Genomic DNA, 18,886 nt, shown 5'->3' on the forward strand with positions numbered 1-18,886 from the left:
GGCCGGGTTGCTGGGTTTCCTCAGCCGGGGCTCAGATGATGCGGATCTCGTCGTTGGAGTGATCGTGACCGCAGTTGTCGCCCTCATAGTGGTAGTCACGCTGGCTGAGGTGTACCACTCGGAACGACTTCTGCTCCACGATGCGCTGGAGATGCCGGATCCCGCTGGCGCCGGCGGCGACCACGGCGAGGATCGCGGCCAGCACGGTGATGCCGATGACCGCGAAGCCGCCGACGACGTGCCCGAACACGATCATGAACAGCGCCACCAGGATCGAGATCGGCACCGCTACCAGCAGCAGTACCGCGATCGTGGTGAGCAGGATCAACGGCTTGGCGGACGGGGAACGGTCACCGTCGTAGCGGATCGTTTTACTGGCCATGGCTCTTCCCTCTCGGCTGCGGCCCCAAAGACGCGTTGTATCGCGTTTAAAGTGTATCAACGAGGAGGGCGCCTCCGCTTGTTCCTTTTTCCGGTGCCGAATCCGTCACACTGGAGAGGTGATCTCCGACGTCGCCGACTGGCTGTCCTGCCCGCATTGTGCCACCGCCTTGATCGTCGAGGCCGGTGCGGGGGCCCGGCTGGTATGTGAGGAGGGGCACGCTTTCGACGTCGCGCGGCCGGGGTACGTCTCCCTGCTCGCCGGGGCCGGGGCGGGCGGCACCGCCGACACCGCCGCGATGGTCGCCGAACGCGCCGCGTTCCTCGGGGCCGGGCACTATGCCGGGATCGCGGATCTGGTCGCCGGGTTGGCAGCGGATGTCGGTGCCGGGGACGACTCCGAGCACACCGGCGTCCTCGATCTCGGCGCGGGCACCGGCTACTACCTGGCGCGGGTCCTGGCGGCCGTGGACCGCCCGGGCATCGCGCTGGACATCTCCAAGCACGCCGCCCGCCTCGCGGCCAAGGCCCATCCGCGGATCGGCGCCGTGGTCGCCGACGCCTGGGCCGGGTTGCCGGTGCGCGGCCGGGCCGCCTCGGTGGTCCTCAACGTCTTCGCGCCCCGCAATCCGCGCGAGATGCGGCGGGTGCTGCATCCGCGCGGCCGGGCGATCGTCGTGGTGCCCGAGCCGGAGCATCTCAGGGAACTGATCGATGAGTACGGTCTGATGGCCGTCGACGACCGCAAGCCGGAGCGGCTGCGGGAGCAGTTCGCCGACCGGTTCCGGATCGAGTCCGAGCATCCGTACGGCGCGACGCCGGCCTTGTCCGCGCAGGAGGTTTCTCAAGTCATCGGCATGGGGCCCAACGCCTGGCACGAGCGGGCCGAACAGGTCCGATCGGGCGGTGCGGTGACGGTCGCGGTCCGTGCCTACGTTCTGTCCCCGACCTGAGCGTGCCAGTATTTTCGGCATGCAGATCGCCATGACGAATGCCATCCAGGCCGGGACCGTCCACTACCCCGCGGCCGATGGCGCAGAGATCGAGGCCTACCTGGCGGTGCCCCAGGATGACGCGCCGCGCGGCGGTGTCGTCCTGATCCACCACCTGCCCGGCTACGACGAGGCGACACGCGAGTTCGCGCGCACCTTCGCCGTGCACGGCTACAACGCGGTCGTCCCGAACCTCTACAGCCGCGAGGGCGGTCCGGGGATCGCACCGGAGGACGCCGCGGCCGCGGTGCGCGCCGAGGGCGGCGTGCCGGACGAGCGGCTGATCGCCGACGTCGGCACGGCGGCCGCGTACCTGCGCGGGCTGGACACGGCCAACGGCAAGGTCGGTGTCATCGGGCACTGCTCCGGCGGACGCCAGGCGGTGCTCGTCGCCTGCGCCGGGCTGGACTTGCAGGCGGCGGTCAACAACTACGGCGCGTTCGTGATGCTCGACAGTCCCGAAGGCAGCGGGATGCGGGCCACGTCCCTGGAGTCCCGGCTGCCGGAGCTCTCCTGCCCGCTGCTGGGCAACTTCGGCGCGGACGACAAGTTCCCGACGCCGGAGCAGACCGCGCAGCTGGCCGCGGCCCTGGACAAGCTGGGGAAGCCGTACGACTTCAAGACGTACGAGGGCGCCGGGCACGCGTTCTTCAACGTGAACCGGGTCTCCTACCGGCCGGAGGCGGCGATGGACGCCTGGGACCGGATCTTCGAGTTCTACGGGACGCACCTGTCCTGAGCCGGTACGCACCGAAAGCGCCGACGGATCGCTGTGATCGCTGTGATGGCCGTGATCGTCGTCGGCGCTTTCGTGTGTGCGGGGCGGGCCTCAGGGGTGCAGGGTCGGCCGGTAGATGAGCTCCTGGGTGCGACCGTCGAGCGTGCGGCTCTCGATGAGTTCGAGGTCGAAATCCGTGGCCCCGGCGAGGACCGGTGCCGCCCCGGTCCGCCCGGTGAGTGCCGGGAAGACGGTCACCTGGATCCGGTCGACCAGGCCGGCGGCCAGTAGCGCCCGGTTCATCGCCAGGCTGCCGTGCGAGCGCAGCGGCACGTCGGACTCCTTCTTGAGCCGGGCGACCACGTCCACGGCGTCGCCGGCGGCGATGGTCGCGTCCGGCCAGTCCAGCGGTCCGGTCAGGGTGGAGGAGACCACCGTGGCCGGCAGGTTGATCATCTTGGTCACCCACGGGTCGTAGACCTCGTCGTCGTCGCCGGCCCCGGCCAGCATCTCCACGAAGTCCCGGTAGGTCTTGGCCCCGAAGACCATGCGCTGGTCCTGGCTGTACAGGGCGAGCCGGTGTGCGAGCAGCTCCGGGCCCTGCTTGCCCCAGTAGCCGCCCCAGTCCCCGGTGCTGCCGCCGAAGCCGTCCAGGCTGCTGAAGACGTCGAAGGTGTAGGTGGCGGTCATGATGTCCTCCTCGGTTCGTTGTGCTCTCACCTGTTCCACGAACGAGCCCGACACGATCCGACAGACCGCACCCACCGAGTTTTCTACGGCTCGAATCTTCTATGACTCGAATCTTCTACGACTCGAACAGTGCGCTGACCGATTCGCCGTTGTGGATCCGCCGCATCGCCTCGGCCAGCGCGGGGGCGATGGACAGCACCGTGAGCTTGCCGTTGTCGGACTCCTCGGTCGGCGCGATCGGCACGGTGTTGGTGCACACGATCTCCTCGACCTCGGGCTGGTCGGAGAGCCGCTTGAGGGCGCCGGCGGCGAACAGGCCGTGCGTGCAGGCCACGCGCACTTTGCGGGCCCCCAGGTCGCGCAGCCGTTCCAGCAGCTCGATGACGGTGCTGCCCTTGGCGATCTCGTCGTCGAGCACGATCACGTCGCGGCCGGCCACGTCGCCGATCACCGAGCTGATCGCCACCTTGTCGTTGGCGAAACGCTGCTTGGCCCCGGCCGCGACCGGGACGCCGAGCAGACGCGCGAAGGCCGCGGCCTCCTTGGCGTTGCCCAGGTCCGGGGAGACGACTGTGGTGTTGGACAGATCCGAGCCGCGGAAGTGCTTGGCCAGCTCCCGCAACGCGTGCAGGTGGTCGACCGGCACCGAGAAGAACCCGTGCACCTGCGGCGAGTGCAGCGTCATCGCCAGCACCCGGTCGGCGCCGGCGGCCACCATCAGATCGGCGACCAGGCGGCCGCCTATGGAGATGCGCGGCGCGTCCTTCTTGTCGCTGCGGGCGTAGGCGTAGTGCGGCACCACGGCGGTGATCCTCGCCGCCGAGGCGCCGCGGGCCGCGTCGCACATGAGCAGGAGCTCGACCAGGTGCTCCTGGACCGGCGCGACCAGCGGCTGGACCAGGAACACGTCGCGCTCGCGGCAGTTGGCCTGGAGCTGGACCTCCAAGCAGTCGTTGGCGAAGCGGCTGACACGCACTGGACTCAGTGGGGTCTCCAGATGCGCGCAGATCTCCGCGGCCAGGGTCGGATGGGCGCTTCCGCTGAATACTGCGATGTCGCGCATCCCTGCATGGTAGCGATCTCCCACCTGGGGGGATCAAGTACCCTGCGGACGGCCCTCGGAGGTCCCACCGGCCTGCGGGCGGTTCTGGGCTTGCGATGCGGCCGGGCTCTCCATGCCGCCGGCGCCGGTCCCGGTGCCCGTTCCGGCACCGGCCGCGGCGGTCTGCGGGAGCTGGCCTTCCGGCGTCATCGCGTCGACGACCTGGGGAAGCGCCGCCGCCATCGTGTGCGCGGCCTCCTCGTGGGTCATGCCGAGGGTGTTGGCCACCTGCGAGATCTGCTCGTGCCCCAGGGCCTGGGTGATCTGCTCGTCGCTGACCGGCTGGTTGGGCTGGTCCGAGCTGACCCAGGACTTCGCCTGCGAACCCGCGCCGGCGCCCTTGAGGTTGTCCATCAGCTTCGCCAGCCCGCCGCCGGCGACCAGGCTGCCGATCATCGGCGCCAGCTTCTGGATCATGCCGCTGCTCAGCAGGCTGCTCAGGCCGCCAGCACCGCCGCCGCCGCTGGGCGCCGCGCCCATCGCGTGGGCCGGCTGCTGGTCCTGGCCCTGGGCTTGCATCTGCGCCTGGTCGCCGGGCTGGCCTTCCTGCTGCTGCGGTTGCTGCTCCTGCTTGCCCATCAGCTGGTTCAGCAGCGAGTTGATGTCGAAACCGGCCATCGCACGTGCTCCTGACGTCCGGGCCGCGCCCCGCCCGACGGCCACACGCCGCCGCGCCCCACGACCCAGCCTCAGGCAGGTCGGCTGGGCTCGCCAGTCGGGAGGCGGGGTGCGTGGGCTCGGGTGCTTCGGCCCTCGCGTCGTGCTCAGGCCTCGCGGGCCGCGCGCTCGGCGTCCTTGACCAGCTCGGCGGCCTTCTCCCCGATCACGATGGACGGCGCGTTCGTGTGACCCCGGATGATCGTCGGCATCACCGAGGCGTCGGCGACCCGCAGCCCCTCGATGCCCCGGACCCGCAGCTCCGGGTCCACCACCGAGTCCGGATCGCTGCCCATCCGACAGGTGCCGACCGGGTGGTAGAGGGTCTGCGCGTAGCGGCGGATCGACGCTTCGGCCAGTTCTTCGCCGGACATGCCGGGGAGCAGCATGTAGCCGTCGCTGTAGGGGGCCAGTTCCGGGGCGGCGGCGATCTTCTCGCACAGCGCGATGCCGCGCGCCAGCGTCGCGTAGTCCGCGCCGTCCGGATCGCTGAGGTAGGCCGGGTCGATGTTCGGCGCGGCGGTCGGGTCGAGGGTGGAGAGCGTGATCGTGCCGTGCGAGCGCGGTTTCTGGACGACGGCGCTGATCGTGTAGCCGTGTTCCTTCGGGCGGGTGAGGCCTTCGTCGAGGAACGCCACCGGCGCGAACAGCACTTCGAGGTCCGGCTGGTCCAGGCCGTCCCGGCTGGTGGTGAACAGGTACGCCTCGCCGACGTTCGACGACAGCGGGCCCTGGCGCCGGGTCAGGTAGCGCGCGAACCCGGCCGGGGTGCGGCCGCTGATCAGCGACTTGGCGTTCTTGGTCTTCACCACGACCCCGGAGGCCAGATGGTCGCGCAGGTTGCGGCCGACCTCGGGGCGGTCGGCCACGATCTTCACGCCGCGCTGCCTCAGGTGCTCGGCGGGCCCGATGCCGGAGAGCATCAGCAGCTGCGGGGTGTTCACCGTGCCGCCGCACAGGATCACCTCGCGCCGGGCCGCGACGGAGCCGACGCGGCGGCCGTCCAGATAGCGCACGCCGGTCGCGCGGCGGTCGTGGAACAGCACCCGGGTGGCCAGCGCGCCGGTGTGGACGACCAGGTTGGGGCGGCTCCGCGCGGGCTTGAGGTAGGCGTCGGCGGCGGACCAGCGGCGGCCTTCGTGCTGGGTGACCGCGGTCTGGGTGCCCGGTACGCCCAGGGACGTGCACGCCTGCAGGAAGCGGGCGGTCAGCAGGTGCGGGGAGCGCAGGTCCTCCACGCGCACCGGGCCGGTCGCGCCGTGCTCGATACCGTCCGGCGCGGCGGTGAAGGCCTCGACGCGGCGCAACGCGGCCGCGATCGCGTCCGGCCCCCACTGCGGCCCGGCGGCCTCGGCCCACTCCGCATAGTCGGCCGCGAACCCGGTCACCCACATCATGGCGTTGATCGACGAGGACCCGCCGAGCATCCGGCCGCGCGGCCAGTAGATCCGCCGGCCCCCGAGCGTGGGCTGGTTGACGGTGCGATAGGCCCAGTCCAGCTTGCCCTCGAAGAGCTCGGAGAACGCGGCCGGGATGTGAATCAGCGGATTGCGATCCACCGGCCCGGCCTCCAGCAGCGCCACCCGGCATCCCGGGTCCTCGCTCAGCCGCGCCGCGACCGCGGATCCGGCGGAGCCGGCCCCGACGACGACGTAGTCGTAAACACTCCCGGTATCGGTCCGTGCGTCGTCGGTGGCCATGCCTACGAAGTTAGACCCGCGCTGTGTCGATGAGTAGTCCCGGCGGCAGCATCCCGTCCGGCACGCTCCCCAGCGCCGTGAGGATGGCCTGCGCCAGGTCGTACGCGGCCTGCGCGCTCAACTCCACCGCGATCCGCGCCGACGGGCCCCGCTCGGGGTTGCGCAGGTCGATGTTGAGCGTGTGCTCATCGGTGGCGTGCACCGGATGGTCGTAGTACACGCTGGCCTCGGTGACCCGCATCCACGCGCTGGTGCCCTTGGCACTGCCGGCCACGGCGAGCTTGAAGGTCTGGTAGGTGCACATCGATCCGGATCCTCGCAATCGGTGGGACGAACGCCGGTCTGGGGATTGATTATCCAACAGCGGGGCACCGCGCCCTACAAATACAACCCGGTCCCGGTGTCGTCCCCCGCCGAGGCCACCGGCTCGTTCCCGTCCCGAGCCGCGATCAGCTCCGCCAGCGTCGCGCCGCCGATCGGCCCGCCGGGGCCGGCGGCGCCGCGGCCCTGGCGCGCGGCGGCCAGCCGGGCCGGGTCGGCGCCTTCGCGCTCCATCCAGGCCGTGGCCTCGGCGCGCGGCAGGGGGCCGACCTCGATCTGCGCCAGGCAGCGGCCCGGCCTTATGACCGCCGGGTGCAGGCTGGCCAGATTCTCGTTGGTGGTGATCGCGACCAGGACGTCGCGGCCCTGCCCGAGCAGGCCGTCGGTGAGGTTGAGCAGGCGGGACAGGGCCTGGCCGCTGGTGGCCTTGGCCTCGCCGCGGATCAGTTCGTCGCAGTCCTCCAGCAGGAGCAGGCGCCAGCGGCGGCGGTTCTCCTCCTCCTCGCCGTGGCCGTGGTACTCCACGCCCATCGCGACCTCCATGAGGTAGCCGGGGGAGGAGAACAGGGCGTCGGGGTCCAGGACGTAGTCCACCTGGCACCACTCGCGCCATTCACGGGCCAGGGTGCGCAGGGCCGTGGTCTTGCCGGTGCCGGGCGCGCCGTGCAGGAGGATCATGCGGCCGGCGGCTTCGCTGCGGCGGACCGCCATCAGCTTGTCCATCGCCGCTGAGGCGGTGGCCGAGTAGTTCTTGCGGACGGCTTCCCACGGTTCGGCCGTGATGGTGCGGACGGTGCGGTACGGCCCGCGCTGGGGAGCGGCGTACCAGAAGCCGACCGAGACCTTCTCCTCTTCGGGCTCCTCCTCGGCCGCGACGCCGTCGGTGGCCTGCTCCAGGATCTTGGTCGCCAGCTCCGGGGTCTCGGCGACCACCGTGACCTCGCCGCCGCCGCTGGACCAGCGGACCGAGCGGGCGGTCCAGCCGGGGCCGGCGGTCAGGCACGACTCGCGCTTGTCCTCCACCACCGAGCGCAGCACCTCGCCCTCGGCCGGGACCAGCGTCGCGTCCTCGCGCAGCGCGTCCAGCCGGGCGTGCCGGGCGTGCGGCTGGACACCGGTGGTGAACGGGGTCAGGAGCAGCGCGTCCACCACGTCGTAAGGGGTGTCGGAGTCGTCGATCGTGACCCGGAACGGCAGCCGCTGCCCGGGATCGCTCGCCGCCGGGGCGGCCGGGGCCGGGGCCTGGGCCGGTTCGCCCAGCTCTCCGGGGTCCGGTGCCGGTTGGATGGCAGGCCCCTGAGGGCGCTGGCGGGGCAGCGTCATGTCCTCGATGATCCCGCCCCGGGACGTCCGGCCACAACACGTTTGTCGAGGTTCATGCATACTCGGCCCGCCACGAGGGTTGTTTTACCCGCACTTTGCCCGGGTCGGGGACCGGCCCCGCAACGGCGAAGATACGATGACCGGTCATGAGCTCGCCCGACCAGAACCCACCCTGGGAGACGCCCCAGTCACCGTCTGGCGTACCGGCCGGCGGCGCGCTGCCGCCGTTCGGGTCGGCGCCGCAAGGCCCCGGGCAATCCGCGCCGCCGCCGTCGATGGCGTCCCCTTACGGCATGCCGCTGAACGGGGGCCCGGAGGGACCCGGCGGCTTCGGCCCGGGTGGCTACGGCCCCGGCGGGCCCGGTGACGACAACCCGAACCGGCGTCGCAAGGCCCTCATCGCCTCGGCCCTGGCCGTGGTGGCGGTGGTCGGCATCGGCGGTGCGGTGGCCTTCGCCAACAGCGATTCCTCGAAGAAGCACGACTCGGCGGCGCTGGCCGGCGCCGGCGCCACCGCGACCAGCGGCAGCAACACCGGCGGCGGCAGGCCGGACGGCGACAGCATCGTGGGCGACCCGTCGAGCAACGGTGCGCAGGGGGCGAACGTCCCGGAGAACCCGACCGGCGCGACCTCCAGCGTCACCAACGGCGGCCAGCCCGGCCAGACCGGCCAGGGCACGAGCACCGGCGGGGGCGGCAGCACCAGCACGACGTCCGCGCCCGGGAAGCCGGTCGGGTCGAACCCCGGCAAGGCGGCGACCTCCGCCCCGGGCGCCCCGGCACCCAGCGCGCCGAAGCCCAGCGCCCCGGTGACCGTGCCGGCGCCGAAGCCGAGCAACGCGGCCCGGCCCTCCAGCGACTGCACGTACCTGGACCTCCCGGCCACACAGATGCCGCAAATCCAGGAGGGCTCCGGCAACGTCAACGCGGTCAAGGAACTCCAGTGCCTGCTCAAGAAGGCGGAGCTGGGCATCCCGACGCTGGCGACCGACGGCCAGTGGGGCCCGGACACCCAGAAGGCGATGACGGACTTCCAGGGCTGCAACAACGCCCCGACCGTGCACTCGCCCGGCGGCAACCCGCCTTACCCGAAGCTGGCCGTGGACGGCGTCGCCGGTCCGCAGACCTGGGCCGACCTGTACTTCTGGGACAACCAGTCCTACAACGGGACCTACTACTACTGCAACGGCACGCGCTGACCCTCAGCGCGTCGAATAGTGCACCGAATAGTGCACCGAATCGTGCGCCGAACTCTCAGCGGCGCGGGTGACGCCACCCGCGCCGCGATGGTAGGCATGGTCCGGTGACCGTGCCTCTGCTGATCCTCGCCGGGTTCATGGTGGTCCTGTTGGCCGCCGGGATCGCCGCCAACGCCCGCCGTAAGAAGGCGCTCGCCGCGATGGCGGCGGCCAAGGGGTGGCAGCTGGCCAAGAAGGACCGCCGGCTGCCGGCGACCTTCGGCGGCCGGCCCTTCACCGCCGGCCACCGCCGCCTCGCGCGCCTGGTGATGCGCGGCACGCACCACGGCCGCGCCGTCCTGGTGATCGACTACGAGTTCAGGACCCGGGGCGGTGAGAGCGACGACGTCCACCACTACTGGGTCGCCTGCGTCGAGGACCTCCCGGTCCCGTTGCCGCCGGTGGAAGTCGTGCCGCGCGGCTACAAGGACCGGCGCGTCGGTCCCGGCATCCTGGCCGGCGCCCCGGAGTTCGTCCGCGGCGATTCCGCCTTCGACCACCGCTACCGGGTCAGCGCCGCGGACCATCGGCTGGCCGCCGACGTCCTGGACCCGAAGGTGTTGCGGCTGATCGCCTCCTGGCCGGACTTCGCCTGGCGGATCGAGGGAAACAGGCTTCTGACCTGGGGCAAGGGGACGGTCAAGCCGGAGTGGGTGGATACCGGTCTCAACATGCTGGTGGCGCTCGCCGAGGCCGTCCCGGACGGGGTGTGGCGCACGGCGCGCGGCTGATCCGCCCGGCGGGCACGCCGTTCGACCCATCTGTCATGGGATGATCAGGTGGCATGACGGCGCAACATCTCTTGTTCTTACTCGGTGTCCCGTTCTTCTCCGTCGTGGTGTCCGCGCTCGCCCGGCGGTTCGAGCTCAACGGGCCGCTCGTTCTGGTGGCCGTCGGGCTGCTGGTCTCGATCGCGCCGTTCATCCCGGACTACGACCTCGAGCCCGAGTTCGTGCTGATGATCCTGCTGCCGCCGCTGCTCTACCAGGCGGCCGTGGAGACCTCGGTGCCCTCGCTGCGCGAGAACTGGTCGGCGGTCCTGATCCTGTCGGTGGGGATGGTGCTGGTCACCACGCTGCTCACCGGATTCGCGATGCACCTGCTGATCCCCGGGCTGCCGTTGTCGGTGGCGTTCGTGCTGGGCGCGGTGCTCGGGCCACCGGACACGGTCGCGGCGATCTCCATCGCCAAACGCCTGGGATTACCGCGCCGGACCGTCGACGTGCTGGTCGGCGAGGGCCTGTTCAACGACGCCACCGCGCTGACCGCGTTCCGGATCGCGCTGGCCGCGGCGGTGGGGGAGACGGTCACGGTCTTCGACGCGGTCGGCCGGTTCGTGCTCTCGGCGGCCGGCGGCATCGCGATCGGCGCGGTGGTGGCCGTGGTCTGGGACCCGATCCGGTACCGGATGCGCGATCCGCGGGCCGAGAGTGCCATCTCGCTGACACTGCCGTTCGTCGTCTACATCACCGCCGAAGCGGTGCACGTGTCCGGCGTCATGGGCGTCGTCATTCTCGGGCTCTACCTCGGCCACCGCCGCGTCCGCGCCGGTTACGCCACCCGCATGCTGGACACCGCGCTGTGGGACGTGATCGTGGAGATCCTGGAAGCCACGGTGTTCGCGCTGATCGGCCTGCAGCTGATCCCGATCCTGAGGGACGTGGACCACTGGAGCGCCGCGGAGCTGATCGGCTACGGCTTGGCCGCGTTCGCGATCGTGGTGGTGGCGCGCTTCGGCGGCGTGTACACGTTCGGGTACATCGGCCGCTTCCTGATGCGCCACTTGCGGCGCAATTCGGCGCTCGCACCACCACCGGCCCAGACCCAGGCCCCGAAGATCCTGTTCGTCGTGGGCTGGGCCGGCATGCGCGGCGTGGTCTCGCTGGCCGCCGCGGCCGCGATCCCGCTGACCGACAACCACGGCGGGCCGCTCCCGGACCGCGAACTGGTCCAGTTCCTCACCCTGTTCGTGGTGCTGGCCACCCTCATCGTCCAGGGCCTGACCCTGCCGCCGCTGATCCGCCGGCTCGGCGTCGAGGCCAAGGACGAGGAGAAGGAGGACGCGTTCTCCTATTGCAGCGCGATGGGAACGGCGGCCACCGCCGGTCAGGCGCGCCTGGACGAGTTGGAGGCCACGCTTCCGGATCCGGCCGTGGACCGCATGCGGGACCAGGCCAGGTGGCGTGGCGACCGGGCCAAGAGGTTCGCGATGCAGGTGGCGTCCGGGGCCCCGAGCGCCAGCGCGGCGGCGGTCGAGGAGGCGCGGCGCTCGATGCTGGACGCCGAGCGCGCGGCGATCGAGCACCTGCGGGACATGCGGGAGATCAACGACGACGTCTACCGCCGGGTGCTGCACCAGTTGGACCTCGAAGAGGCCTATATGGAGCGGCGGTAACAGGCGCAAGGCGTTTCAGCGCGAAAGACACGGGCCGGGCGTCCGCTTCGCCCAGCCCTTGTGGGTTGTCAGTGCCGCAGTGCCTCAGTGCCTCAGTGCCTCAGTGCCCGAGCATCATCGAGACCAGCTTGACCGCCACCAGCACCGTCGCCACCGCGAGGTAGCCGCGCAGCACGGTCAGCCCGACCCGGGTTCCCACCGAGAACCGGACCTGGCCGAGCTGGTCCAGCGGCGGGGTCCGCCAGTCGGCACGGCCCGAGCGGTCGAGGCGCTCGGCCACGAAGTCCGGGGCCCGGCGCGTCCGCAGGGCCCTGATCCCCAGCCAGCCGCCGAAGGCCAGCGCGACGACCGCGCAGCCGCCGAGGATCGCCTCGATCTGCCCGGCGGTGATGCTCTGGTCCAGCACCGAACCGGTCAGCACCAGCGACAGCGCCACCAGCACCGCGATCACCGCGCCGGTGAACACCGTGGTCTTGCGGTTGTTCACCCAGGGCCCGAGGACGTCCTTGTCCACGCACAGCAGCAGCAGGTACACCGACGCCGAGGGCAGCAGCACCCCGGCCAGCGCCTGCACGCCCACGGTCAGCACGCCCTGCACGTGGTCGTCGGCCACCAGCACGATCGTCGCGGCGAAGGCGATGATCCCGGCGTAGACCGCGTAGAAGCCCTTGGCCTGCTTCACGCCCCGGTGCAGCGAGTGGTTGATCTTCAGGCAGTCGCCCATCGCGTAGGCGGTGGACAGCGACACCGCGAACGCGCCGATGATCGAGGCGTCCAGCAGCGCCACGGCGAACATGTCGCCCAGGACCCGGCCGCCGTAGACGGTCAGGCCGCGGGCCACGTCGTCGGCGTCGGTGAACGGGCCGGCCAGGTGCGCGGCGGCCACCGCGCCCAGGCCGATGGTCGCCGCCGCGCCGACCACCACCACGACGATGCCCAGGCCCAGGTCGGCCTTCTCGTACTTCATGAAGCGCGGGGTGATCCGCTTGTCGATGACGTAGCTCTGCTGGAAGAACAGCTGCCACGGCGCGACCGTGGTCCCGACGATGCCGATCACCACCAGCATCACGGTGGCCATCTGGCCGGAGCCGCCGGGCAGCGCCGGGGTGAGGAAGCCGTGCGTCATGCTGCCCGCGCCGGGGTGCGCCATGATCGAGATCGGGATCAGCAGCAGCGAGCCCACGCACAGGGTCAGCGCGATCCGCTCGAACCGCTGGAACGAACCGCTCATCGCGGCCGCCACGATGATCAGCGCGGCCATCATGACCGAGGGCACCTTCGGCAGCCCCAGGTAGCCGGTCGCCAACGTGATCCCGATGAACTCGGTGACCAGTGTCAGGGCATTGAGGACGAACAGGTCGATGACGGAGAACGCGCCCCAGAACTTGCCGAAGCGCTCGAAGATCAGCCGGGCGTGCCCGACCCCGGTGACCGCGCCGAGCCGCAGCACCATCTCCTGGTTCACATACAGCACCGGGACCAGCAGCAGGAGCGTCCACAGCAGCTTGGTGCCGTAGTCGTGGCCGGCCTGGCCGTAGGTGGCGAAGGCGCCGGCGTCGTTGTCGCCGACCATCACGATCAGCCCCGGGCCGACGATCGCCAGCAGCGTCTTCAGCTTCGCCGACAGGCCGCGGCGTTCGTCGTGATCGCCCAGCCTGATGGTGCCGAAAGCGCCTTTGATGTCACCGACGTGCGCTTCGTCGAGCACCGCGGACGCAGTCGCGCCGTGGTGCGTGTCGCGGACTTCGCCGTTCAGCGTGGCCGTGGTCATGGGAACACCCCCTGCTGCCGAGTAGGAGCGGCTGGTCGGGTGGCACGCGTGAACCCCGCCGGCCGCGGTGGGACCCGGACGGGGTCCCGGTGTGGCCGGGTGGTGGCAGAGTTCTGATGCGGTTAACGCGCGCCGGGGGACGGGCGGTGGGCTGGGTCGTGCGCGATGCGGGGCCGACTGTGGCCCGACCTACTACCGGATTTCATCGCTACCACCTCCCGACCGCCGTGGCGCCGCGGCGCCTGTGTCCCGCGCGGTTCCGCCCATTCCAGCGGACGCGCCCGACACCTCTGGGAGGTTCGCCCGGGAGGTCTGGTCCGCCCGCCGTTCCACGGCAAGGCCAAGACCCGTCCCGGCCACCTCTCTCGTCAGAGCTTCGGCACTTCACGGCGTAGCGTCAGCTGCGCAGCCACTTGGGATCACCCCTTAATCCGAGGAGATCTGTCCTGATCCGGAGGGTCTCTCGACCGATGGGATCAGTGGCCTTTGTCCGTGAAGACGCCTCACCGAACGAGGTGTCCTAACGGAAACCAAGGATCCTCTCGCGGCGTAGGGGTGTCAACTCACGTCGTCACAGGTGGGTAACGATCGAGCAACGGCGGCAACCTGAAAGGGGGCGTCGCGCGTTTGCGGGTATCGGGGCTGAACCACCTATGGACTTGCCTGAGCCGCCGGTATGGGGTGGCCCGCATAGCATGCAAGCATGTTTAGAGAGTCGACGACCACCCGGTTGGTGCTGAAACCCTTGACGGAGGCCGACGCCGCCGAGATGGCCGAGGTGTTGGCCGCCCCCGAGCTCTACACCTTCATCGGCGGCGAGCCCCCGACGGCGGACGGCTTGCGAATCCGTTACACGCGGCTCGCCGTGGGACATTCCCCGGACGGCTCCCAGGAGTGGGTGAACTGGATCGCGCGGCGGGCCGAGGACGGCGCCGCGGTCGGCACCGTGCAGGCGACGATCGTCGAGGCGGGCCGGCGCGCCGATATCGCGTGGGTGGTGGGATTGTCCTGGCAGGGCCGCGGGTACGCGGTCGAGGCCGCCTCGGCGCTGGTGGCCTGGCTGCGGGAGCGTGGCGTGGCGCAGATCCGCGCGAACATCCACCCTGGACACGCGGCCTCGGCCCGGGTCGCCGAGCGGATCGGCCTGGCGCCGACCGGTGAACTGGACGACGAGGGCGAGCAGATCTGGCGCGCGCAGGGTGCGCCGGAGCAGACGGATGCAGAGCAGACGGACTCAATGCGGACGGAGACGACCCGGTGATCGAGCTGAAGACGCCGCAGGAGATCGACAAGATGGCGGTCACCGGGCGGTTCGTGGGGGAGACCCTGGCCGAGCTCGCGGAGCTGGCCCGCCCGGGGGTGAACCTGATGGACCTGGAGCACCGGGCGCGGCGCCTGGTCAAGGAGCGCGGCGCGGTGTCGTGCTACTGGGACTACGCGCCCTCCTTCGGCCGCGGCCCGTTCGGCAACGTCATCTGCCTGTCGGTGAACGACGCGGTCCTGCACGGCCTGCCGCACAAGTACACGCTGCGCGACAGCGACGTGCTGACCCTGGACTTCGCGGTGGCGATCGACGGCTGGGTCGCGGACTCGGCCCGCACGGTGATCGTCGGCACCCCGCGCGACGAGGACGTCCGCCTGGTGGAGTCCACCCGCCGGGCCCTGGACGCCGGCATCGCCGCCGCGGTCCCCGGCGCCAAACTCGGCGACGTCTCCGCGGCCATCGAGGCGGTGGCGGTCGAGTACGGTTACCCGGTCAACCTCCAGTTCGGCGGGCACGGCCTGGGCCACACCATGCACGAGGACCCGCACGTGGCCAACGCCGGCCGCGCCGGCCGCGGCCTGGTGCTGCGCCCCGGCCTGACGCTGGCTCTGGAGCCCTGGTGGTCGGCGACGACGAGTGAGATCTTCACCGACCCCGACGGCTGGACGCTGCGCTTCCAGGACGGGTCGCGGGGCGCGCACTCCGAGCACACCATCGCCATCACCGAGGATGGCGCACGAGTACTGACAAAGGTGGACTGACGATGGCGACATTGCCCTCTATACCGTTCGATGCCGCGCTGATGGACGCGTATCGCGCGGCGCGAGAGACCACTTCGGCACCGATGAGCATGGAGCGGCTGCCGGAGATCCGGGCCGAGGACGCCGCCGAACTGCCGACGCTCGATGAGCTGCGCCGGGGTGGCCGGTTCGAGGTGACTTCGTACCAGGTCCCGGCGGAGTCCGGCGAGCCCGAGGTCACCCTGCTGGTCTGCACGCCGGTCTCGGCCCCGGCCGCCGGGCGCCCGGCGATCTACTCCACGCACGGCGGCGGCTACTTCAGCGGCGACCACCGGCACCTGTTCTTCCTCGACCCGATGCTGGATGACGCCGAGCACTTCGGGGCGACGCTGATCTCGGTCGGGTACCGGCTCGCGCCGGAGCACCCGTATCCCGCGCAGATCGACGACGTCTACTCCGGACTGCTCTGGGTCACTGACCACGCGGCCGAGCTCGGGCTGGACCCGGAGCGGATCGTCGTCGCGGGCACCAGCGCCGGCGGCGGCCTGACGGCGGCGCTGAGCGCGATGGTGCGCGACAAGGGCGGCCCGTGGCTGCTCGGGCAGCTGCTGATGTGCCCGATGCTCGACGACGGCAACGACAGCGACTCGGCGCACCAGATGGACGGCGCCGATGTCTGGGACCGGAGCTGGAACGGGTTCGGGTGGCAGGCGATGTTGGGTTCGGCGCGCGGCGGCCCGGACGTGTCGCCGTACGCCGCACCGGCCCGGGCCACGGACCTGTCCGGCTTGCCGCCCGCGTTCATCGACGTCGGCTCCGCCGAGACGCTGCGGGACGAGGCCGTCGCCTACGCCGACAAGATCTGGCGGGCCGGCGGCTCGGCCGAGCTGCACGTGTGGCCCGGCGGCTACCACGCGTTCGACCTCGTGGTCCCGGACGCCGCACTCAGCCGGGCGGCTCGGGCGGCGCGTCGGTCGTGGCTGGAGCGGGTGCTGGCGGCCGGCTGACGGTCGGGGTGACGATCGGGCTGACGGTCGCGCTTACAGTCCGGTCGCTTTCCCGGCGGACGTGTTCGGGCCACGTCCCGGTGTCGATGATGCGCCGCAGACTCGCGACACCGACGCTGAACGCGACGGTGTCGCGGGTCGGGTAGCGGTCGACCTGGCCGTTGAGCAGGCGGAAGCCGTCCGCCCAGCCTTCGGCGGCCGCGTCGACGGCGTGCTCTCCCGGGTCGTCCTCGTCGTCCATCAGCATGAGCAGGACGCGCTCGCCGTTCGTGACGAAGCCCAGGCGGCGGCCGTCCGAATGCCCGAACCAGGATTCGTAGACGCCCTGTATCCGGCGTTCGATCAGGACACCGTTGATGTCCCAGCCCACCAGCGGCGTCGCCGACCCCTCGACGTGCCAGCCGGTGGCGACCGCCCAGAGCTCCGTTCCCAGGCCCCAGTCGTCCAGGCCCGAGTAGACGAGGGCGGCGGTCGGCCCCGGATCCCCGAACGCCTCAGCCTCGCCCGAGTAAACGGCGACCAGCGAGTCGGCGCCGCGCCACCACCGATCGGCGACGCCCCGGACGGCGGGAACCTCCTGGAACCCGTCGAGATCAAGAGCGGCGGCCGCGGCGCCGTTGAGAACCCTGATACCGGATGCGTGCGTCGCCGCGTGGTGAGCCAGGGACAGGGCCTCAAGCCAGCCCTCGATGCTCTCGTGGAGCCGGGCCCAGCCCTGCGGGCCGAGGATCCCGAACGCGCCGTCCGGACCGATCTGGAACGAGTACGGCACGGCCGTGCGCTGCGCGCCGACCTCGAAGAGCCATCCCACCCCGGGCACGTGCCCGGGGGCGTCGGCGTCCAGATACTTCGGGCCGCCGTCGTTGCGCGCCGACGGCGGCAGCACCAACCCGCCCCAGGTCTGCTCGAACGCCACGACCCGGTCGATCTGCTCGCCCGGAATCCCCGCCGCGAGCCACCGCTCGCGACACTCCTCAAGGGCCAAGGGCTCCAGGCGGACGCCGTGGGTCTGGAGGAACACCCGCGCACCGTGCGTCAGCCCGGGCGGCACCGCTTTGATGTGACGCTCCATCCCCATCTCCCCCTGTTCGCCTGGAGGGCCCGCGACGGCGACCCATCAGAGGATGCATCATCGGCCATCGGCCGAAGTCACCGGCTGAGACCACTTCCTACAGTTGGCAAGTCACTGAGGACAGTTGGCAAAGGCCTGAGCCCTCGACCAGCATTTCGACGTTTCGTCCGATGTAGGTCGAGGGTGATTTTACTGAGGATAGTTGGCAAAATATGGACGATTTGCGGTGGGGAAGATTTCAGCTGGCGTCGACGATGGCGTGGAGGATCATCAGATCGCATCCGAGGGGTTGTACACCTTCACCAGGGCCGAAGGCAGTCTAGTGGCCACCGTTGCGGCGTTCCGTCACTGGTTTAGCCCGTGGCGGAACCAGCTTCCGTCCGGGCAGGGGCATGATCTGGGATCTCGCGTTGATGTGGCTGTGGGCATCGGCGTGTAGCGTGCGAATCTTACTAAAAACCCTGATTCCCTACCTCTCTACGCGAGCGGTGCGTGGACGACCAGCCCCAACCCGCTGGTCGGGTAGGACGTTGCGCAGTACTTCGATAGGACGATGAAGAAGGCCGGCTTCGGCGACTTTGCCTTCCTTAGCCACCTTGGCCAGCTGACCGTGACGTTCTAGCGCCGGGAGGTGCCCGGCAAGTCGGTCCGGAACCTTCCGGTTCACGCTCTCCACCGAGACCCCGCATGGCGCCGAGCTCGTCGCCGCCGAGGACTGGCTCGACACTATGGACCTTCTGGCCCGATGGGCACCGGCGCTCCAAGCCAGCGCGATCAGCGACCTCACTAGCTGGGCGTCGACGACCGGCGACGGTGCCAATCTGTTCTTCTACCCGGGCGCGGTGTTGAAGGCCGGGTCGAGGCCCGCCCGGAAAGACTGACGTGCCCACCGGGGGACAGTCCGACCTCGGCCAACGCGCCCTGAGAAGGCGGTGCCGCCTCCTGGCCCGGCCGGGAGGCGGCTACCCTGGCGGTTGTGTAGTGCGTCAGGCGCCCTTCAGCAGGGCGTACAGTCCGGCCGCGACTCCACTAGCGACCAGGATGCAGCACAGGCGGGCGGTCCGGTTCCAACTGTCCAAGGCGTACTGGACCGCCTCGCCCAATGGTCTTGTGATCTGTCTTAGCACTCTGATCTTCACCTCCTTGGTGGCTGAGCCCTGCGGCCAATGAAAGCAGGTCCGGTCGGGGCGCGGCACAATGCGCCAACCGGGTGAGGGCATCCAGGGCAACACCTGGGCCGCTTCTCAAGATGAGCCCTGCGCGACTATGCCGCGGCCCAGGTCACCGTGCTTACTTGCCCGGCTGCGGCAGAGGATACGGAGCCGCCGGGAAGCTGCCCGAGGAAGAACTGCCGCCGCCGAGGTTTAGTCCGCCAAAGGCACGCCCACCTGCGGCGCGTACCGTCGAACAGTGCCGGTTGGCTTTGACTATGCAGGTCACGTCGAGCACGTGCCGTGCACCCTGGCGCTGACTGGTGTAGACCCGATGTCGCATCCCTGTGCGCGGCGTCCGCGA

General features: G+C 70.7%; 17 protein-coding genes and 1 riboswitch. Of the genes, 8 read left to right on the top strand and 9 right to left on the bottom strand.

Annotated elements, in window-relative coordinates:
- Positions 1 to 31: 31 nt before the first annotated feature.
- Positions 32 to 382, bottom strand: coding sequence for a hypothetical protein (locus IZR01_RS17235; RefSeq protein ID WP_194893564.1), 351 nt, complete (start codon positions 380 to 382; stop codon positions 32 to 34).
- Between the two features lie 118 nt (positions 383 to 500).
- On the opposite strand from IZR01_RS17235, the gene IZR01_RS17240 reads away from it, so the two are divergent.
- Both IZR01_RS17240 and IZR01_RS17245 read left to right on the top strand, forming a co-directional pair.
- Positions 501 to 1,334, top strand: a complete 834-nt coding sequence (locus IZR01_RS17240) for a putative RNA methyltransferase (protein ID WP_194924417.1) — start codon at positions 501 to 503, stop codon at positions 1,332 to 1,334.
- A 31-nt stretch (positions 1,335 to 1,365) separates the two neighbouring features.
- Positions 1,366 to 2,112, top strand: a complete 747-nt coding sequence (locus IZR01_RS17245) for a dienelactone hydrolase family protein (protein WP_194924425.1) — start codon at positions 1,366 to 1,368, stop codon at positions 2,110 to 2,112.
- Between the two features lie 90 nt (positions 2,113 to 2,202).
- Here the strand turns inward: IZR01_RS17245 and IZR01_RS17250 are convergent, their stop codons facing one another.
- The 6 genes from IZR01_RS17250 to IZR01_RS17275 all read right to left on the bottom strand — a co-directional run bounded on the left by IZR01_RS17250 (position 2,203) and on the right by IZR01_RS17275 (position 7,884).
- On the bottom strand, positions 2,203 to 2,781 hold the full coding sequence (locus tag IZR01_RS17250) for a dihydrofolate reductase family protein (RefSeq protein ID WP_194893562.1): 579 nt from the start codon (positions 2,779 to 2,781) through the stop codon (positions 2,203 to 2,205).
- A 115-nt stretch (positions 2,782 to 2,896) separates the two neighbouring features.
- Positions 2,897 to 3,844, bottom strand: coding sequence for a ribose-phosphate diphosphokinase (locus IZR01_RS17255; protein ID WP_194893561.1), 948 nt, complete (start codon positions 3,842 to 3,844; stop codon positions 2,897 to 2,899).
- Between the two features lie 33 nt (positions 3,845 to 3,877).
- Positions 3,878 to 4,501, bottom strand: a complete 624-nt coding sequence (locus IZR01_RS17260) for a YidB family protein (protein ID WP_194893560.1) — start codon at positions 4,499 to 4,501, stop codon at positions 3,878 to 3,880.
- Between the two features lie 146 nt (positions 4,502 to 4,647).
- The gene (locus IZR01_RS17265) at positions 4,648 to 6,240 is read right to left on the bottom strand and encodes a GMC family oxidoreductase (protein ID WP_194924418.1); all 1,593 of its coding nucleotides are present in this window, start codon (positions 6,238 to 6,240) and stop codon (positions 4,648 to 4,650) included.
- A gap of 10 nt (positions 6,241 to 6,250) precedes the next feature.
- Entirely contained in the window at positions 6,251 to 6,544 is a 294-nt protein-coding gene (locus IZR01_RS17270) for a DUF6295 family protein (RefSeq protein ID WP_194924419.1), read from the bottom strand.
- Between the two features lie 74 nt (positions 6,545 to 6,618).
- A complete protein-coding gene (locus IZR01_RS17275; protein ID WP_194893557.1) occupies positions 6,619 to 7,884 on the bottom strand; it encodes a DUF5925 domain-containing protein in 1,266 nt (421 codons plus the stop codon).
- A 146-nt stretch (positions 7,885 to 8,030) separates the two neighbouring features.
- Between IZR01_RS17275 and IZR01_RS17280 the strand changes: the two genes are divergently transcribed.
- The 3 genes from IZR01_RS17280 to IZR01_RS17290 all read left to right on the top strand — a co-directional run bounded on the left by IZR01_RS17280 (position 8,031) and on the right by IZR01_RS17290 (position 11,517).
- Positions 8,031 to 9,083: a peptidoglycan-binding domain-containing protein gene (locus IZR01_RS17280; RefSeq protein WP_194924420.1), complete on the top strand. Its 1,053-nt coding sequence runs from the start codon at positions 8,031 to 8,033 to the stop codon at positions 9,081 to 9,083.
- A 104-nt stretch (positions 9,084 to 9,187) separates the two neighbouring features.
- A complete protein-coding gene (locus IZR01_RS17285; RefSeq protein WP_194924421.1) occupies positions 9,188 to 9,853 on the top strand; it encodes a hypothetical protein in 666 nt (221 codons plus the stop codon).
- Positions 9,854 to 9,906: 53 nt separating this feature from the next.
- Positions 9,907 to 11,517: a Na+/H+ antiporter gene (locus IZR01_RS17290; RefSeq protein WP_194893555.1), complete on the top strand. Its 1,611-nt coding sequence runs from the start codon at positions 9,907 to 9,909 to the stop codon at positions 11,515 to 11,517.
- A gap of 100 nt (positions 11,518 to 11,617) precedes the next feature.
- Here IZR01_RS17290 and IZR01_RS17295 read toward each other — a convergent pair whose 3' ends face one another.
- Positions 11,618 to 13,288, bottom strand: coding sequence for an NRAMP family divalent metal transporter (locus tag IZR01_RS17295; RefSeq protein ID WP_194893554.1), 1,671 nt, complete (start codon positions 13,286 to 13,288; stop codon positions 11,618 to 11,620).
- A 353-nt stretch (positions 13,289 to 13,641) separates the two neighbouring features.
- A riboswitch (M-box (ykoK) riboswitch) is annotated at positions 13,642 to 13,810 on the bottom strand.
- A 181-nt stretch (positions 13,811 to 13,991) separates the two neighbouring features.
- On the opposite strand from IZR01_RS17295, the gene IZR01_RS17300 reads away from it, so the two are divergent.
- Genes IZR01_RS17300 through IZR01_RS17310 form a run of 3 tightly spaced genes read left to right on the top strand, consistent with a single transcriptional unit; the run spans position 13,992 to position 16,299 of the window.
- Positions 13,992 to 14,549 carry a GNAT family N-acetyltransferase gene (locus tag IZR01_RS17300; RefSeq protein ID WP_194893553.1) on the top strand — a complete coding sequence of 186 codons (558 nt, stop codon included), beginning with the start codon at positions 13,992 to 13,994 and terminating at the stop codon, positions 14,547 to 14,549.
- The gene (map, locus tag IZR01_RS17305) at positions 14,546 to 15,313 is read left to right on the top strand and encodes a type I methionyl aminopeptidase (RefSeq protein ID WP_194893552.1); all 768 of its coding nucleotides are present in this window, start codon (positions 14,546 to 14,548) and stop codon (positions 15,311 to 15,313) included. Before IZR01_RS17300 ends, map begins: the two co-directional genes overlap by 4 nt.
- Positions 15,314 to 15,315: 2 nt before the next feature.
- Complete coding sequence (locus tag IZR01_RS17310; RefSeq protein WP_194893551.1) at positions 15,316 to 16,299, top strand: alpha/beta hydrolase; 984 nt, start codon at positions 15,316 to 15,318, stop codon at positions 16,297 to 16,299.
- On the opposite strand, the gene IZR01_RS17315 is transcribed toward IZR01_RS17310, so the two are convergent.
- On the bottom strand, positions 16,238 to 17,371 hold the full coding sequence (locus IZR01_RS17315) for a hypothetical protein (RefSeq protein ID WP_194893550.1): 1,134 nt from the start codon (positions 17,369 to 17,371) through the stop codon (positions 16,238 to 16,240). The two genes, IZR01_RS17310 and IZR01_RS17315, sit on opposite strands and share 62 nt — an antisense overlap.
- Between the last annotated feature and the right edge of the window lie 1,515 nt (positions 17,372 to 18,886).

The organism is Catenulispora pinisilvae, from assembly GCF_015356865.1.
In the GTDB taxonomy this organism is placed as follows: domain Bacteria; phylum Actinomycetota; class Actinomycetes; order Streptomycetales; family Catenulisporaceae; genus Catenulispora; species Catenulispora pinisilvae.

Bases quoted from the DNA above. Each gene is read 5' to 3' on its own strand.
- IZR01_RS17235 (WP_194893564.1), bottom strand. From the start codon at position 382: ATGGCCAGTAAAACGATCCGCTACGACGGTGACCGTTCCCCGTCCGCC.
- IZR01_RS17245 (WP_194924425.1), top strand. From the start codon at position 1,366: ATGACGAATGCCATCCAGGCCGGGACCGTCCACTACCCCGCGGCCGAT.
- IZR01_RS17250 (WP_194893562.1), bottom strand. From the start codon at position 2,781: ATGACCGCCACCTACACCTTCGACGTCTTCAGCAGCCTGGACGGCTTC.
- IZR01_RS17255 (WP_194893561.1), bottom strand. From the start codon at position 3,844: ATGCGCGACATCGCAGTATTCAGCGGAAGCGCCCATCCGACCCTGGCC.
- IZR01_RS17260 (WP_194893560.1), bottom strand. From the start codon at position 4,501: ATGGCCGGTTTCGACATCAACTCGCTGCTGAACCAGCTGATGGGCAAG.
- IZR01_RS17265 (WP_194924418.1), bottom strand. From the start codon at position 6,240: ATGGCCACCGACGACGCACGGACCGATACCGGGAGTGTTTACGACTAC.
- IZR01_RS17270 (WP_194924419.1), bottom strand. From the start codon at position 6,544: ATGTGCACCTACCAGACCTTCAAGCTCGCCGTGGCCGGCAGTGCCAAG.
- IZR01_RS17275 (WP_194893557.1), bottom strand. From the start codon at position 7,884: ATGACGCTGCCCCGCCAGCGCCCTCAGGGGCCTGCCATCCAACCGGCA.
- IZR01_RS17280 (WP_194924420.1), top strand. From the start codon at position 8,031: ATGAGCTCGCCCGACCAGAACCCACCCTGGGAGACGCCCCAGTCACCG.
- IZR01_RS17290 (WP_194893555.1), top strand. From the start codon at position 9,907: ATGACGGCGCAACATCTCTTGTTCTTACTCGGTGTCCCGTTCTTCTCC.
- IZR01_RS17295 (WP_194893554.1), bottom strand. From the start codon at position 13,288: ATGACCACGGCCACGCTGAACGGCGAAGTCCGCGACACGCACCACGGC.
- IZR01_RS17300 (WP_194893553.1), top strand. From the start codon at position 13,992: ATGTTTAGAGAGTCGACGACCACCCGGTTGGTGCTGAAACCCTTGACG.
- IZR01_RS17310 (WP_194893551.1), top strand. From the start codon at position 15,316: ATGGCGACATTGCCCTCTATACCGTTCGATGCCGCGCTGATGGACGCG.
- IZR01_RS17315 (WP_194893550.1), bottom strand. From the start codon at position 17,371: ATGGAGCGTCACATCAAAGCGGTGCCGCCCGGGCTGACGCACGGTGCG.